Origin of the sequence: Mesorhizobium sp. M1365, from assembly GCF_040317865.1 — a bacterium.
Lineage (GTDB): Bacteria > Pseudomonadota > Alphaproteobacteria > Rhizobiales > Rhizobiaceae > Mesorhizobium.
Window position 1 is genome coordinate 164,678 of record NZ_JAMYLG010000009.1, and the last position, 14,427, is coordinate 179,104.

The following is a 14,427-nucleotide window of genomic DNA, read 5'->3' on the forward strand; positions in this document are numbered from 1 at the left end:
AAAACGGGAAGGAACAAAAATGCGTGTCTATTACGATCGCGATGCCGATCTCAACCTGATCAAGGGCAAGAAGGTCGCCATCATCGGCTATGGCAGCCAGGGCAGGGCGCATGCGCTCAACCTTAAGGATTCCGGCGTCAAGGACATCGCCATCGGCCTCAAGGCCGGCTCGGCGACCGCCAAGAAGGTCGAGGCCGACGGGCTCAAGGTGATGAGCGTAGCCGATGCCGCCAAGTGGGCCGACCTGATGATGATGGCCACGCCGGACGAGCTGCAGGCCGACATCTACAAATCCGAGATCGCGCCGAACATCCGCGATGGCGCAGCGATCGCCTTTGCCCACGGCCTCAACGTGCATTTTGGCCTGATCGAGCCCAAAGCTTCGGTTGACGTCGTGATGATCGCGCCGAAGGGGCCTGGCCATACGGTGCGCGGCGAATACCAGAAGGGCGGTGGTGTGCCGTGCCTGGTCGCGGTCAACCAGGACGCTTCGGGCAATGCGCTCGACCTGGCGCTCTCCTATGCCTGCGGCGTTGGCGGCGGCCGCTCGGGTATTATCGAGACCAATTTCCGCGAGGAGTGCGAGACCGACCTGTTCGGCGAGCAGGTGGTGCTGTGCGGCGGCCTAGTCGAATTGATCCGCGCCGGCTTCGAGACACTGGTGGAAGCCGGCTACGCGCCGGAAATGGCCTATTTCGAGTGCCTGCACGAGGTCAAATTGATCGTCGACCTGATCTATGAAGGCGGCATTGCCAACATGAACTACTCGATCTCGAACACCGCCGAATGGGGCGAATATGTCTCGGGCCCGCGCATCATCACCGCCGAGACCAAGGCCGAGATGAAGCGCGTGCTGAAGGATATCCAGACCGGCAAGTTCACCTCGGAATGGATGCAGGAATACCGCGCCGGCATGTCGCGCTTCAAGGGCATCCGCCGCAACAACGACAGCCACCAGATCGAGGAAGTCGGCGCCAAGCTGCGCGCGATGATGCCGTGGATTTCGAAGAACAAGCTGGTTGATAAGGCCAAGAACTGAAGGACACCCACGTTCGTTTCGTTACCCGTCCTCGGGCTTCGCCCTGCGGGCGCGTGGGAATTTCCATGAACAAGCTGGTCGACAAGGCCAAGAACTGATCGCAATTTCATTGCCGATCAAGAAAGGCCGGCGGAGCGATCCGCCGGCCTTTTCGCATCAAGATCGTGTGGTTTCCAGGCTTCTGGACAGGCGCATTATCCTCATCACCGTGATATGCCTGTGCGGGGCATGGCGCAAAAGTGCCAAGGGGGTGAGAGTTGGAACTCAAATTTCTGTTGATCGGGTTTGCCTGCGCGGTTGCCGGCATGCTCTCCCTCGTCACCTTGCTGAAGTGGTGGGAGGTGAGGGCGGTCAGCCGCTGGTCTCCGACGCCGGGAAAGATCATCTCGTCGCGGGTCGAGGCCCGCGAGGTGACCAGTTCGGGATCCGGTTCGGACAGCAGAGGGTCGACCGAAATCCGCAACTTCCCGGCAATCACCTTCGAATACAAGGTGAACGGCAAGACATTTCGCAGTTCGCACTACAGCGTGCAGGAGAACCTTGGAAACTTTGCCGTGGCGGAAACCCTTGCGAAATTTCCAAACGGGGCCGGCGTAACCGTCTTCTACAATCCGGCCGATCCAGCCAAGGCGGTGATCGAACGCACCATGCCCGACGGCTCCTTCAAGTTCATGGTCCAGCTTTCGGCCGGGCTGGTGGTCGGCGCGCTTGTATTGGTCTTCTCCGTCGGCGGCCTCCTCGAAGCGATCCGGCCGTTTTTGCCCAGGCCGCAGAACCTCGGCGCCGCTGCCCTGCTGCTTTTCATGGGATTATTTGTCCTGCGCATGGGCTTTGCCCAGAAGTCACTTGCGGAACAGGCGGCCAAATGGCCGATCACGGCAGGACGCATCGATGCTTCGGGCCTGCAGAAATTCGAGACCCGCGACAAGTCCGGAGGCGGCTATCGGCCCTGGCGGACAGTCTTCAAATCCCGCGTCGTCTACAGCTATAGCGTCGCCGGCCAGCGCTACGCCGCCGATCGCATCGCGTTCGGCGCAAACGTGACGGCTTCGCTGCCGAGCCTCGTCAGCGGTCGATCGCAGCGCTACCTCCAGGGCGACAAGGTCGAGGTCCACTACGATCCCGACAACCCAGTTGCAGCGGTTCTCGAATGCAGGGTGAGCGGGCTTTGGCTCCTGTGGGTCTGCGCAGTTGGCCTCCTCGGTGGAGCCGCGCTGCTGGTAGGCGTCATCTGAAGCTGCTGTCCTAGGCTGCATATCCAGCGGAAAAAGACGCCTGTCTTCAGCATCTGACAAGAACTCCGCTGTCGAAGCCAGGCCATGTCAATCTCACCGTCGCCCCGTCGACCACAATATGGATGACACGGGAGAACGGCTCTTCGGCCGACGGGTCGGATCCGTAGCATTGGCTGGCCCGAGCCACCCAGCCCGTAGGCGTCTTGAGAAACGATGCGTGTTCGCAGCCGAGAGCAGGGACCGACAGCGCGTCGCGGTACAATGTGTAGACAGTCTGGCGTTGAACATCCGCAACGGCGGTACAGTTCGATCTGTCCCCGGACCATGTGCCCACATAGGGTTCCGTGGCAAAGGCGCTGCCGCACGTAAATGTTAAGATCGAAATGAGCATCAAGAGATTTCGCATCATCGATTCTTTCTTTTCGACGCGGCCTTGGGCCATGCTAAAGCATCGATGCTCAAACTTCACAATGATGCTGCTCCAAGGGACTTAAATGATCATCCGCAAAGCAGCAGCTATTTTTCTGAGCATGCTGAGCCTGTTGCAAGCAGCGAACGCAACAGAATGCTCGCTCAGCCATGCGACCTATCGCGAGCCGCGTTCGGGAGCGACGATACAGTTCCGGCCAACCAACAACGAGCCGGCCGCGCTGACGACCGAGGTCTTTTCGTTGATCGTGCCCAATACCGACATTCGTCTGCCGTCGGACATTACCTGGACCAATGGCAAGTACTCCTTTCCTGTGGGCACGATCCGGCACACCTGCACCGACGACGATCGTGAGGCTGGTCTCGAGGACGGCACCGGGCTGTGCAGAGTGTGGGATGGGCAGGTCTATGCGTTCAATGCAGGCGGTGCCGAGCAGTTGAATTCCCGCGAAGCCTCGCCGGCACCGGCAGGGTTGCTGTTGCCTGACTTCGGCGCGATTTTTACCGAATGGCCCGATTTCGCCAAAGCCAATCCCGACGGTTCAGCCTGGGACGCCTTTAGTTTGACGGGTTGTAGCGATGAATAGCAAGAGACTGCCGGCCTGCATGTTCGCCCTGTCGGTCCTTATTGCCATGGCAACCGGCGCTCGTGCCGACCAAAGCAAGCCGTCGCGTCCGCCTGTCGACAAATGCGCTTGGGAACGGCTGGCGGACAGGGATGTCGGGCTGGCTGCCTGGGTGCAGCGTTGCGATTTCGGTTTTCGCCGGATTCATTTCGAGCTTGGCGGCAATGCTCTTGCCATCAAATACAGCGACGGCGGGCCGGCCGATCCTGTCGTCGAAGTCTTCGATATGCTGCCTGGCGAGGCCGCCGATTCTGCGTTGCAGCGCATTTTTACGGAGAAGACCGAGAAAGCCATCAGCACACGTTGCGTGCTCATGCCTTACACCGAAGGGGCGACGCCCGCGCGCATCCTCCGGTATGTTTTCAGTCCCGATGCCGCCTATCGTGAGGAATTGAAGACCGTCGCCAACCCTGACGAGGTCGGCGAACCGCCTTGTGGCGAATGGGGCGAAGCCCCGGACGGCATTCAGTATTTCGAGGTGCAATCACCCGAACTGCGAAAGCTTCTATTCGTTCGCGTCGGCCAGGATGAGCCGCTGTTTGACGAGCAGACACTGCGAGTCCTGCCACCCGGATAGCGCCGGGATCTCAGCCGTAGTGCCAACTGGGCTTTGGTTCGGTACCGGTGAACATCACGCCGATACGATCTTCGCGGCGCCAGCGGACCACGGCCTTGTAGGCAATGCCGTCGGTCGGAACATAGAGCAGGAACTCATCGGGCACGCGCGCGTCGATCGAGACCTTCAATTCGGCGCCGCCGGCGTGCATGTTGCGCAGCGTGCATGTGACCTCGGAATTGCTCACGCCGGTCAGGATCGTCGCGCCCTTCAAGACGCGCTGCCGGTGTTTGTCCCTCTGTTCGTCCTCGGCCATCGCACGCAATCCAGCCATTTTTCGCGTCTCGGGCGTTCTGATCGGGAGGATTATTAGACCTGCCTGATAAAAATAGCGTTATCAGCAGTCGGGACTGGGCGATGTTCGCGGTTCCTGGCTGGAAGAAAAAGGCGCCGCGAAGCACGGCGCCGAATGATGCTTGTTGTCGGCCTGCTTACCTATAGGGCGAGTAGCATTGCTGGCGCGGCCCGTAATAGGGCTGGAAGGTGTTGTCCCAGGCGCGGTACGACCGGTAGCGATTGTAACACCATTGGACATGTGCACTGGAAAGCCGCCCTGCGCGATAATAGCGGCGCGGTGGCGGCGCGTCGTAGTAGTTGTAGCTGTTGTACAGGCTGCCAAGGCCGAGGCCCAGGCCCAAGCCAAGAATCGCGGCACCCGCACCATCATCATAGTAGCCGCCGCGGTAATGGCGGCGATGGTGGCGCCAGCGCCAGCTGTCGTCCCAGCCGCCATTGTCCCAGTGTCTCGAAAAATGACGGCCGCGGAAATTGTGGGACCGCCATCTCCAATCGTCGCCGCCGTGCCATTGCCGAAAGCCGCGATTGCGCCAACGCCAGATCTGCCTGTCATTGCCGCCTGCCCAATCTTCACGAATTTGCACGATGTCGGCAGCGTTGCCCGCCACCGGCAGCAGGGGTTTGGGTATCGGCCCGGCAAGCGACGGGGCCGAGAGGCTGGCGATCAGACCGAGGGCCATCAGCCCGGATCTGACGGAAGATAAAAAGAGCGGTTTCATCGCACTCTCCGAAATTCAGGCCCCACGCCCAGAACCTCGGGGAAGAGCCTATTGATGGAACTTTCCATCTGAACGGAAGATGAACAAAAAGGTTCCGTCAACCATGGCGAGCGCGCGATCAATCAGAGCCTCCTGGTTTCTGCGCCCTTGTTTTCGGGCGCGCTTGCGGGCAAAGCTCAAAGCCATGTCGCTGCGCCTTGCCACCTTCAACGTCGAAAACCTGATGAACAGGTTTGATTATTCCGGATACCGCAATCAGCTCAACGAAGATCGCACACTGGCGCTTTTCGACATCCAGAGCGAGGCCGAATACAAGATGCTCGAGCAGGCGCGGGCGATCGCGCAGTCCGACGACACGCGCCAGTTGACGGCGCTGGCGATCGCGGCCACCCGCGCCGACATCATCTGCATGCAGGAGGTCGACAATATCGAGGCGCTGAAGGCCTTCGAATATGGCTATCTCTTCAAGATGGTGGGGCAAGGCTATCGGCAGAAATACACCACCGCCGGCAATGATTCGCGCGGCATCGACGTCGCCGTGATGATGCGCAACGAGACCGCGCAGGGCCAGCCAATCGAATTCGTGCGCATGACTAGCTACGCCTATGTCACGTTCGAGCAATTCGGCCTGCACACGGCGGAATTGGCAGCGCTTGGTCACCAGGCCAATGAACGCATCTTCCGACGCGACTGCCTGGAAATCGATCTGACGGTCGCTGGCGCGCCGTTGACGCTGTATCTCGTGCATTTCAAGTCGATGGGCTCGCCCCGTAACGGCCTCGACGGCCGCGAGGCGACAATGCCGCTGCGCATCGCCGAGGCGCAAGCGGTGCGCCGGATCATCGAGGAGCGCTTCGGCAAGGATAATGCCGCCGACAAGCGCTGGGCAATCTGCGGCGACATGAACGACTACCGGCAGCGCGTGAAGATCACTGGCGATGTTTTCGACGGCCATCGCTTCGAGGTGATCGACGAGACCCGGTCCTGCATCGACGTGCTCACTGCCGGCGGTTTTTGCGAAAACGCGGTCGAGCGGCGGCCGGAAATGGACCGCTGGACTTTCTATCACACGCGCGGACCGGAAGAGCGGCATCTCTGCCAGCTCGACTACATCCTTTTATCGAGGGCGCTAGCCAGGCAGAACGCCACCGCCGTTCCCGATATCATCCGTAGCGGACAGCCTTGGCGCACCATATTTCCGGCGGGCCAGGAGGTCGAGCGCTTCCCACGCGCCGGGTGGGACCGGCCGAAGGCATCCGACCATTGCCCAGTAGCAATTGCCCTCGACCTGGTGTGAGACAGGCGTGAGTTTCGATTTGCCGCGCAACGTCATCCTGCCGGTCGATGCCATCGACGTCAGGCTCGATTCCGGCCCGCATCCGTTCGAGCGCGATCATGCCGACGCGATCGCGGCGAACTGGCGGCGTGAGACCGCGGCCAAGCCGGCGCTTTTCGACGGCACCGTGGTGCTGCTTTCCGCTCTCAGCTATCGCGACACTCGCCTAGTCGGCCGTTGCCATGCGGTGCGTTATTCGACCTTCATGCTTTGGCGCAGCAATCGACAGGTGCCTGGCGCCGAACATGCCTACGCGCACGCCATGCTGGTCGCCGGCGACAACGCGTTGGTGGCGATCCGTATGGCACCGCATACGGTCAATGCCGGGCGCGTCTACTTCGCCGCCGGTTCGTTCGAGCCAACCGATTTCCGCGACGGCATCGTTGACGTCGACTTCAACATGATCCGCGAGGTACTGGAGGAAACCGGGCTCGATCTATCAGGTGCGACACGCGGCAGGCGCTATTACGCCCTGTCGACGGCAACCGGCACGGTGATCTTTCGCCGCTACCGCGAGACGGCCTCCGCCGACGACCTGGCACAGCGGATCAGTGCATTCGTCGCCGCCGAATCAGAGCCTGAAATCGAAGGCCCCGTCATCATCCGCAATGCAGCCGACCTGCCGGACGGGCTGATGCCGCATATGAGACCGCTGATCGAATGGCACTTTGCGAGCGAGCAAGGTTTCCAACTCTAACGTCGTAGCCTACCTTCAATAGCCTTGCGGTCGTTGCGGGCGGCAACAAAATACAACAGCACGCCGAGACCCAGGAGCGCGCCCATCGCCGTTCCCATCGTCTGCCCAATTACCTGCTGGAAGTCAGCGGTGACGCGATCGGGGTTGTCCATCCCATAAAGGATCAAATTCCACCAAAGCCCTGCCAAGGCGGCTTCGACGATCACAATCGCCAGAGCCAGTCGCGCTTTCTTGCTCATCCATTGTTCCCCCCTTAGTCCCCAACAGCATTGTTATCATTGCAGAATGTGCTGCGACAAGGGCAGGTTGCATAAAAAATTGGCAGCGTCTGGAGGCGACACTTGCTGCAATGCCTATTCATGCCTCAGCGCGTCGATCGGGTTAAGCCGCGCGCCGCGCAGCGCCGGGAAGAAGCCGAACACCATGCCGATCAGCGCGGAAAAGCCGACAGCAAGCAGGATGACCGCCGGGCTTGGCGCAAACGGGATCGTCAGCGTCAGCGAGGCGAGGCCGGCAAGGGCCAGGCCGATCAGGATGCCGATGATGCCGCCAAGCAGCGACAGCACGGTTGCCTCGACCAGGAACTGGATGAGGATGTGCTTTTCGTGGGCGCCGATGGCGAGCCTGATGCCGATCTCGCGCGTGCGCTCGGTTACCGACACCAGCATGATGTTCATAATGCCGATGCCGCCGACGAGCAGGCTGACGCCGGCGACGGCACCGAGCATGCCAGTCATGGTGGTGGTCGCGCTGGCCATGGCATCGGCGATCTGGGTCATGTCGCGGATCGAGAAATCATCGTCGCGGTCGGGCGTGATGCGGCGTGTGTCGCGCAAGATGTCCTCGACGCGCTGCTGCAGCACCGTGGTTGGCGTACGGTCGTCGGCGGCGACATAGATCGAATCGATGTCGCGATTGCCGGCAATGCGACGCTGATAGGCGGCGAGCGGCATCAGCACGACATTGTCCTGGTCCTGGCCGAAACCGGTATAGCCCTTCGGTTCGAGCAAGCCGATGATCTTGCAGGAAGTGCGGTTGACGCGGATGATCTCGCCTTCAGGGTCGCCGGCGCCGAAGAACTGCTGGCGCACCGTCTCGCCGATGAGGCAGACGCCGGTCCCCGAGCGGGTTTCCGAATCGCTGAACGGACGGCCCGAAACCAGCTTCCAGTCGCGGGCATCGAGATAGACGCTGTCGGTTCCGGTGACGCCCGAGGTCAGGCTTTCGGTGCCGAAAATGACGCGCACCTGCTTTTGCGACGCCGGCGAGATGGCACGCGCGCCGTCCAGATGCGCGACAAGCGCTGCGAGATCTTTGTCGCCCAGCGGTCGGACGACCTGATCGAGCCCTCCAGGTCCGCCAGGCCCGGCCGGACGGCCGGAACGGATGACGAGCAGATTGCTGCCGAGCTTGGAAATGTCGGATTTGACCTTCTCGGTGGTGCCCGAGCCGATGGTCAGCATGGCGATGACGGCGGCGACGCCGATGACGATGCCGAGCAGCGTCAGGAACGAGCGCAGCACGTTGCGGCGGATGGAGCGGAGCGAGAGGCGAACGGTTTCCCAGATCATGGCTAGGCCATCTCGAGATTGGCTGTGTCCAACGCGACATGGCCATCGAGGAAACGGATCGTGCGCTGCGCATAGCCGGCAACATCGGCTTCGTGCGTGACCATGGCGATAGTCAGCCCGAGCTCGCTGTTCAGCTGCGTCAGGAGTTCCATGATCTCGTGCGTGCGTGCGGTGTCGAGATTGCCGGTCGGCTCGTCGGCAACGAGCAGCGTCGGCCTGGTGACGATGGCGCGGGCGATCGCCACGCGCTGCTGCTGGCCGCCGGACAGCTCGGCTGGCGTATGATGCTCGCGGCCGACAAGGCCGACCTCGGCAAGCGCCTGCATGGCAAGGCCGCGACGCTCGCGGGCACCAACGCCGCGGTAGATCAGCGGCAGTTCGACATTCTCCGCCGCCGTGGTGCGCGGCAAGAGGTTGTAGCCTTGGAAGACGAAGCCGACATAGAGGTTGCGCAGTACGGCGCGGCGATTGCGATCGAGACGGCCGGCGTCGATGCCTTCGAAGCTGTAGGTCCCAGCGGTCGGCGTGTCGAGGCAGCCAATGATGTTCATGGCCGTCGATTTGCCCGAACCGGACGGGCCCATAATGGCGATGAATTCGCCGCGCCTGATGGCGAGGTCGACGCCGGCCAGCGCATGCACCCGGGCTTCGCCCTGGCCATAGCTTTTCCAGACCTTGTCGAAGCCTATGAGGGTGGTCGCGCCCGATGCCACGATCAGCTCCGCTGCTGCGAGGCGGTAATGACTTGCGCGCCTTCCTCCAGGCCGGAGACGATCTCGGTCAGTTCTCCGTCTGTCGAGCCGACCCTGACGTTGACCGGATGCGGCCGCCCATTCTCCAGCACGTAGAGCGTGCGCGAGCCGTCGGTGGGCTTCGCCGCCGCCTGGTGCTGGCGGTTGCCGCCGGGGCGTCCCATGCGGCCGGTGAACAGGTCGGTGAGGCTCCAGCCGCGCTCCGCCGTCTGCGCCGGCCGGTAGCGGAAGGCGATCGATGGCACGGTGAGCACGTTCTTGGCCTGCTTGGTGACGACCGAGACGGTGGCTGTCATGCCGGGCCGCAACAGAAGCTCGCTATTGTCGACGTCGAGCCTTGCATCATAGGTAACGACACCGTCGGTGGTGACCGAGGCATAGGAAATGTCGCGGATTTCGGCGTCGAATGGCCGTTCGGGGAACGCGTCGACGGTGAAGCGCGCATGCTGGCCGGGTTTGACGGCGCCGATATCGGCCTCGTCGACCGCAGCCTTCAATTCCATGTTCTTCAGATCCGCGGCGATGACGAACAGCACCGGCGCCTGCAGCGAGGAGGCGACCGTCTGGCCGGGGTCGACCGAGCGCGTCAGTATGATGCCGTCGATCGGAGCGTAGATGGTACTCTTGGCAAGATCCGTCTGTTGCGCCTTGAGATCGGCATTGGCCATGGCGAGGTTGGCTTTGGCGATATCAAGCGCCGCCTTCGAGCGGTCGCGGGTGGCGGTTGCCGCTTCGAGCGACTGGTCCGTCGCCATGCCGCGCTTGGTCAGTTGCGCCGCGCGCACCAGCGCCTTTTCGTTTTCGGCCAGGGTCACGGTGGCGTCCTCGACGCTCGCCGCCGCTGCCTTGGCGGAGGCCTGGGCGCGCTCGATCTGCACCTCCAGCTTTGCGGTGTCGAGCGCGGCCAGCACATCGCCCTTCTTCACCAGCTGGTTCTCGTTGACCGAAACCGAGCGGACGACGCCGGAGAGTTCGCTGGAAATATCGACCTGGGTGAGAGGCTGCAGCGCGCCGGTAGCCGAAACGGCGACGGTAAGGTCGGCCATGGCGGCCAGTGTCGTGGTATACTCGATCTTGGCGGGCGAGCCCGCATACCACTGGTAGCCGACGACACTCGCGGCGACGGCAAGCAGTGCGAACACTGCGTAACCCCAACCGCGACGGCGTTTTGTCTTCAGGCCCTGGTGGTCGAGCCCGAGCGCCGTCTCGATGGCGGAAGCGGATTCCGTCTTTGGCAGATTGACAATCTGGTCCACGCCGGACCCCTATGTTCAGTGATATCCCATCAGTGCACAAATCAGGCCTTATGGTTCAAAATTCAAATTAAATTTCGCTCATGTTTGGAATGAGGCAGAGGACTTACTGAGATGCAGCCGCGGAATTACTTGCTTTACGACGTATTCACCACCAACCGGCTGGCCGGCAATCCGCTGGCCGTGGTGCTCGACTGTGATGGGCTGGACGTTGCGACGATGCAGGCGGTGGCGCGCGAGTTCAACCTGTCCGAAACCGTCTTCGTGCTGCCGCCGGACAACCCGAAGCACCGGGCCCGCATCCGTATCTTCACGCCCGATTATGAAATGCCGTTCGCCGGCCACCCAACCGTCGGCTCGGCGATAGCGCTCGCCGAAATGGCGGGAGAGGCCGCCGGCATCTTCGTGCTCGAGGAGAATATTGGCCCGGTGCGCTGCGCTGTCAGCAAGCACGACGGTTCGACCTTTGCCGAGTTCGACCTGGCGAAACTGCCGGCGCAGCTGGCATTGTCGGCCGATCCCGAGGCGATCGGCGCGGCCCTTGGCCTTGGGCCGCACGAGATCGGCTTCGAGAACCACCGCGTTTCGTTCTGGTCGGCGGGCGTGCCCTACGTGACCATCCCCGTCGCCAATCTGGAGGCGGCCGCCCGGATCAGGCTGGACAACCAGGCCTGGTCGGAGCTCGCACCACGCAAGAGCGAATGGGCCTTCGCCAGCCCCTATGTCTATTGCCGCGAGACGGTGCATCACGACAGCGCCTTCCATGTCCGCATGATGGTGCCCGGCAATCCGTCCTACGAAGACCCGGCGACCGGCTCAGCGGCGGCCGCCTTCGCCGGCGCGATCATGCATTTCGACGGCCCGACGGACGGCGTTTCACAACTGTGGATCGAGCAGGGGCTGGAGATGGGCCGGCCTTCGCGCATTCGCCTCGAACTGAATGTCGAAGGCGGCAAACTGGCGGCCGCCCGCATCGGCGGCCATGCGGTGAAGGTGGCTGAAGGCAGGCTTTTTGTTTGACGGGCGCGGCACTTCGGCGATTTGTCGGGAAATGAATCCCACGGGGCTGGACATGGCGGATGTCGGCGGCTATATGCCCGCCAACGCCGGTTTTGCCGGCCGAGTGGGTGCGTAGCTCAGTTGGTAGAGCAGCTGACTCTTAATCAGCGGGTCCACAGTTCAATCCTGTGCGCACCCACCAAATTTTTCAGAAAATTGGTGGAAAGACCTAGAAAGCGGGATGTTTCGCCGCTATCGGGTGGCCGCATTTATGCAGCCGCTATTGGATAGTCGGCCGCAGACAGCTGAGGATCGCCCGCACTATGGCCAAGACGCCGTCGACGGCATCGAAGTTTGTCCTGCTTTTACCGACGGTCCATTTAAGGTCGGGTGCTTCGGGCAAACGGAGGTTCCTGACAGACAAAACAGCCTGAAAGCATAAAGAGGTCTAGATGTCTCGGATCGCCTTCAGAATAGTAAGGAAATTGGAAGAACAACCTTATGGGACCACCATATGCCAGCTTGAAGGTCATCGAGAATCTAATTTCGTGACCAAATCTATCTTCGATAATTCCGCTAAAACTAAGGTCTCGGGCATCGTAGTGATGCCATTGCGTCGATAATCCCAAAGAATCCCAAGCCCTGGGGGTATGCGCTTTCAGTTCTTTGCGATTGGGGAATTTTGCCTCTTCAGGATCGAAGGGAAGGGGTGGATCGATGTAGTCTGTCTCGGTTCGCCAATCTTCCGCGGCGCTGCGAAGATCTTCAAAAATCTGAACGATGCTCGGGTCTGTCTGCTCGCCAGAAAAGATTGAGATTCGCCATTGAGAAATCATCTCGCATAGCTCTTCGACCGTATGGCCCGATCGCTCTGCCCAATCCTCGGTGGCGAGTATCCACGGCGAATTGTATTTCAGCCCGGCAAAAGCGCCGCTCTTGCTGTCGAAATCTCTGATGATCCGAGCAAGAATATCGCGAAGCCCCTGTTTGGGGTCTCCGAAGATCTGTGAGCGTTTGTTCATCAAAGCGATCCGCGCTTGGCTCCACCTTACTTCTCCGAGACCCCAGCCTCTTCAAAGCTTGCCATGCGCGTATGGCATTCTAGGGCTGAACGAACAATGTTGACTGCGAGGCAGGCGCCGGAGCCTTCGCCGAGCCGCATGCCGAGGTCGAGCAAGGGCGGCAGGCCGAGTGCCTCCAGCAGCCGGCGATGGCCGGATTCAGCAGAGACGTGAGCGGCCAGTGTGTGAGCGAGGCCGGCAGAGTGCAATCTCGCCAAGGGTGCGGCGGCGGCGGTGCAGACGAAGCCGTCGAGCAGCACCGGGACGCCTAGGTGGCGCGCAGCCAGCGTCGCACCAAGGATCGCCGCGAGCTCGCGGCCGCCGAGGGCTGCCGCTACTTTCAGGGGGTCGGCTAGCGCCGGGGCGTGGCGCTTCAGGCCGGCCTCAATGGCGACGATCTTGCGCACGAGGCCGGCGTCGTCGACGCCGGTGCCACGCCCTGTCCATCGCTCCGCGCCGCCGCCGAACAGCGCGGTCGAGATGGCCGCCGCCGGCGTGGTGTTGCCGATGCCCATTTCGCCGAAACATACAAGGTCGAGATCCCTGCTGATCGCGTCGTAGCCTGCCGAGACGGCGGCGAGGAACGCTTCGTCGTCCATCGCCGGCTCTTGCGTGAAGTCGCCGGTCGGACGGTCGAGGTCGAGCGGGATGACGTCCAGCTCCGCGCCGGCGATGCGGGCAAGCTGGTTGATGGCGGCGCCGCCGCCGGCGAAATTCGCCACCATCTGCACGGTGACCTCCGACGGGAAGGCCGACACGCCTTGCGCGGTGACGCCGTGGTTGCCGGCAAAGACGAAAACCTTGACGCGGTCGAGCTTTGGTATGTCGCGGCCCTGCCAGCGCGCCAGCCAGGCGGCTACTGTCTCCAGCCGGCCGAGGCTGCCTTGCGGCTTGGTCAGCGTGTCCTGGCGGTGGGCGACGGCGTTGGCCGCGGCGTCGCTGCCGCTGTGCAGGTCGAGGCAGGCGGCGCGCAGTTCATCGAGCGATTTGAAAGGCATGGGGGCAAAATCTCCGAAACAGAGTCAAGACAGGGAAACGGAAGCGACGAGCAGGATTGCGATCTCGCCGAGCTGCTGCAGGGCGCCGACGGTGTCGCCGGTCTGGCCGCCGATCTGGTTGAGGCAAAGCGCTCGAAACGCGGCAAACAAGAACGCAAGCAGGATGAGCGCGAACATGGCAGCACTGAACCCAAGCGCCAGCAGCGCGACGGCGCCGAGCACGGCACCGACACCCGCGGTTTCGGCGGTGACTAAGCCTGCATCAGCCGAGAGGCCGTCGGCGCGGGCCGGCGGCAGCAGGTGCATGAAGGCGCCGAGCAGGCCGCGCGAGCCCGCATGCGCGGCAATGAGGGCCCAGAAGACATGGGCCGAGCCAGCGAATCCAGAGAGCACGCTCCAGCGGATCAGCAGCGAGATGCCGAGCGCGCAGGCGCCGTAGGCACCGATGCGGCTGTCGCGCATGATCTCGAGTTTCCTGTCGCGTGTCTTGCCGCCGCCAAAGCCGTCGGCGACATCCGAAAGCCCGTCTTCATGCAGGCAGCCGGTGGCGAGCAGGATCGCGGCAAGGGTCAATGCGGCAGCGGGGCCTGCGGCGAGGCCGAGCCTCGTGCCGCCGGCGTAGACCAGCGCACCGGCCAGAGCGACGGCGAGACCGGCAACGGGTGCAGCCCAGATCGCAGCGGCAAGGCTGCGGCCACGGAAGTCGGCTCGCGGCAGCGGCAGCCGGGTAAAGAAGACGAGGCAAAGCGCGATATCATCGAGAATTTGCTGTTGCGAGGGGATCTGGAGGTTGAGCATG

Annotated in this window: 17 protein-coding genes and 1 tRNA gene; 8 read left to right on the forward strand and 10 right to left on the reverse strand. The window is 62.3% G+C overall.

Annotated features, from left to right (window positions below; all coding sequences use genetic code 11):
* Positions 1-19: 19 nt before the first annotated feature.
* From ilvC to NKH04_RS13895, 4 genes are all read left to right on the forward strand, one after another.
* Entirely contained in the window at positions 20-1,039 is a 1,020-nt protein-coding gene (ilvC, locus tag NKH04_RS13880; protein WP_023676662.1) for a ketol-acid reductoisomerase, read from the forward strand.
* A gap of 257 nt (positions 1,040-1,296) precedes the next feature.
* Positions 1,297-2,274: a DUF3592 domain-containing protein gene (locus NKH04_RS13885; RefSeq protein WP_353044456.1), complete on the forward strand. Its 978-nt coding sequence runs from the start codon at positions 1,297-1,299 to the stop codon at positions 2,272-2,274.
* 494 nt (positions 2,275-2,768) lie between these two features.
* The gene (locus NKH04_RS13890; RefSeq protein WP_352767834.1) at positions 2,769-3,290 is read left to right on the forward strand and encodes a hypothetical protein; all 522 of its coding nucleotides are present in this window, start codon (positions 2,769-2,771) and stop codon (positions 3,288-3,290) included.
* Positions 3,283-3,906: a hypothetical protein gene (locus tag NKH04_RS13895; RefSeq protein WP_352768899.1), complete on the forward strand. Its 624-nt coding sequence runs from the start codon at positions 3,283-3,285 to the stop codon at positions 3,904-3,906. Before NKH04_RS13890 ends, NKH04_RS13895 begins: the two co-directional genes overlap by 8 nt.
* A gap of 10 nt (positions 3,907-3,916) precedes the next feature.
* Here NKH04_RS13895 and NKH04_RS13900 read toward each other — a convergent pair whose 3' ends face one another.
* The 3 genes from NKH04_RS13900 to NKH04_RS13910 all read right to left on the reverse strand — a co-directional run bounded on the left by NKH04_RS13900 (position 3,917) and on the right by NKH04_RS13910 (position 5,171).
* Positions 3,917-4,201, reverse strand: coding sequence for a PilZ domain-containing protein (locus NKH04_RS13900; RefSeq protein WP_352470452.1), 285 nt, complete (start codon positions 4,199-4,201; stop codon positions 3,917-3,919).
* A 175-nt stretch (positions 4,202-4,376) separates the two neighbouring features.
* Positions 4,377-4,961 (reverse strand): BA14K family protein, encoded by a 585-nt coding sequence (locus NKH04_RS13905; RefSeq protein WP_352768897.1) that lies wholly within the window; start codon positions 4,959-4,961, stop codon positions 4,377-4,379.
* Between the two features lie 48 nt (positions 4,962-5,009).
* A complete protein-coding gene (locus tag NKH04_RS13910) occupies positions 5,010-5,171 on the reverse strand; it encodes a hypothetical protein (RefSeq protein ID WP_353044476.1) in 162 nt (53 codons plus the stop codon).
* Between NKH04_RS13910 and NKH04_RS13915 the strand changes: the two genes are divergently transcribed.
* Together NKH04_RS13915 and NKH04_RS13920 are read left to right on the forward strand one after the other, a co-directional pair.
* Positions 5,146-6,258 (forward strand): endonuclease/exonuclease/phosphatase family protein, encoded by a 1,113-nt coding sequence (locus NKH04_RS13915; RefSeq protein WP_353044457.1) that lies wholly within the window; start codon positions 5,146-5,148, stop codon positions 6,256-6,258. The genes NKH04_RS13910 and NKH04_RS13915 overlap by 26 nt on opposite strands.
* A gap of 7 nt (positions 6,259-6,265) precedes the next feature.
* Positions 6,266-6,994, forward strand: coding sequence for a hypothetical protein (locus tag NKH04_RS13920; protein ID WP_353044458.1), 729 nt, complete (start codon positions 6,266-6,268; stop codon positions 6,992-6,994).
* Here the strand turns inward: NKH04_RS13920 and NKH04_RS13925 are convergent.
* From NKH04_RS13925 to NKH04_RS13940, 4 genes are all read right to left on the reverse strand, one after another.
* Positions 6,991-7,233 (reverse strand): hypothetical protein, encoded by a 243-nt coding sequence (locus NKH04_RS13925; RefSeq protein WP_352636669.1) that lies wholly within the window; start codon positions 7,231-7,233, stop codon positions 6,991-6,993. The two genes, NKH04_RS13920 and NKH04_RS13925, sit on opposite strands and share 4 nt — an antisense overlap.
* 114 nt (positions 7,234-7,347) lie before the next feature.
* Entirely contained in the window at positions 7,348-8,565 is a 1,218-nt protein-coding gene (locus NKH04_RS13930) for an ABC transporter permease (RefSeq protein ID WP_352815349.1), read from the reverse strand.
* A gap of 2 nt (positions 8,566-8,567) precedes the next feature.
* The gene (locus tag NKH04_RS13935) at positions 8,568-9,278 is read right to left on the reverse strand and encodes an ABC transporter ATP-binding protein (protein ID WP_352681709.1); all 711 of its coding nucleotides are present in this window, start codon (positions 9,276-9,278) and stop codon (positions 8,568-8,570) included.
* 2 nt (positions 9,279-9,280) lie between these two features.
* A complete protein-coding gene (locus NKH04_RS13940) occupies positions 9,281-10,573 on the reverse strand; it encodes an efflux RND transporter periplasmic adaptor subunit (protein WP_352539596.1) in 1,293 nt (430 codons plus the stop codon).
* Positions 10,574-10,684: 111 nt separating this feature from the next.
* On the opposite strand from NKH04_RS13940, the gene NKH04_RS13945 reads away from it, so the two are divergent.
* Positions 10,685-11,590, forward strand: coding sequence for a PhzF family phenazine biosynthesis protein (locus NKH04_RS13945; protein WP_353044459.1), 906 nt, complete (start codon positions 10,685-10,687; stop codon positions 11,588-11,590).
* Between the two features lie 105 nt (positions 11,591-11,695).
* A tRNA-Lys gene (locus NKH04_RS13950) sits at positions 11,696-11,771 on the forward strand.
* Positions 11,772-11,949: 178 nt separating this feature from the next.
* Here NKH04_RS13950 and NKH04_RS13955 read toward each other — a convergent pair.
* From NKH04_RS13955 to NKH04_RS13965, 3 genes are read right to left on the reverse strand one after another with little or no spacing between them, the layout of a single operon-like run.
* Positions 11,950-12,591: a hypothetical protein gene (locus NKH04_RS13955; RefSeq protein WP_353044460.1), complete on the reverse strand. Its 642-nt coding sequence runs from the start codon at positions 12,589-12,591 to the stop codon at positions 11,950-11,952.
* Between the two features lie 26 nt (positions 12,592-12,617).
* Complete coding sequence (gene cobT, locus NKH04_RS13960) at positions 12,618-13,628, reverse strand: nicotinate-nucleotide--dimethylbenzimidazole phosphoribosyltransferase (RefSeq protein ID WP_353044461.1); 1,011 nt, start codon at positions 13,626-13,628, stop codon at positions 12,618-12,620.
* A gap of 24 nt (positions 13,629-13,652) precedes the next feature.
* Complete coding sequence (locus tag NKH04_RS13965; protein WP_353044462.1) at positions 13,653-14,426, reverse strand: adenosylcobinamide-GDP ribazoletransferase; 774 nt, start codon at positions 14,424-14,426, stop codon at positions 13,653-13,655.
* Between the last annotated feature and the right edge of the window lies 1 nt (position 14,427).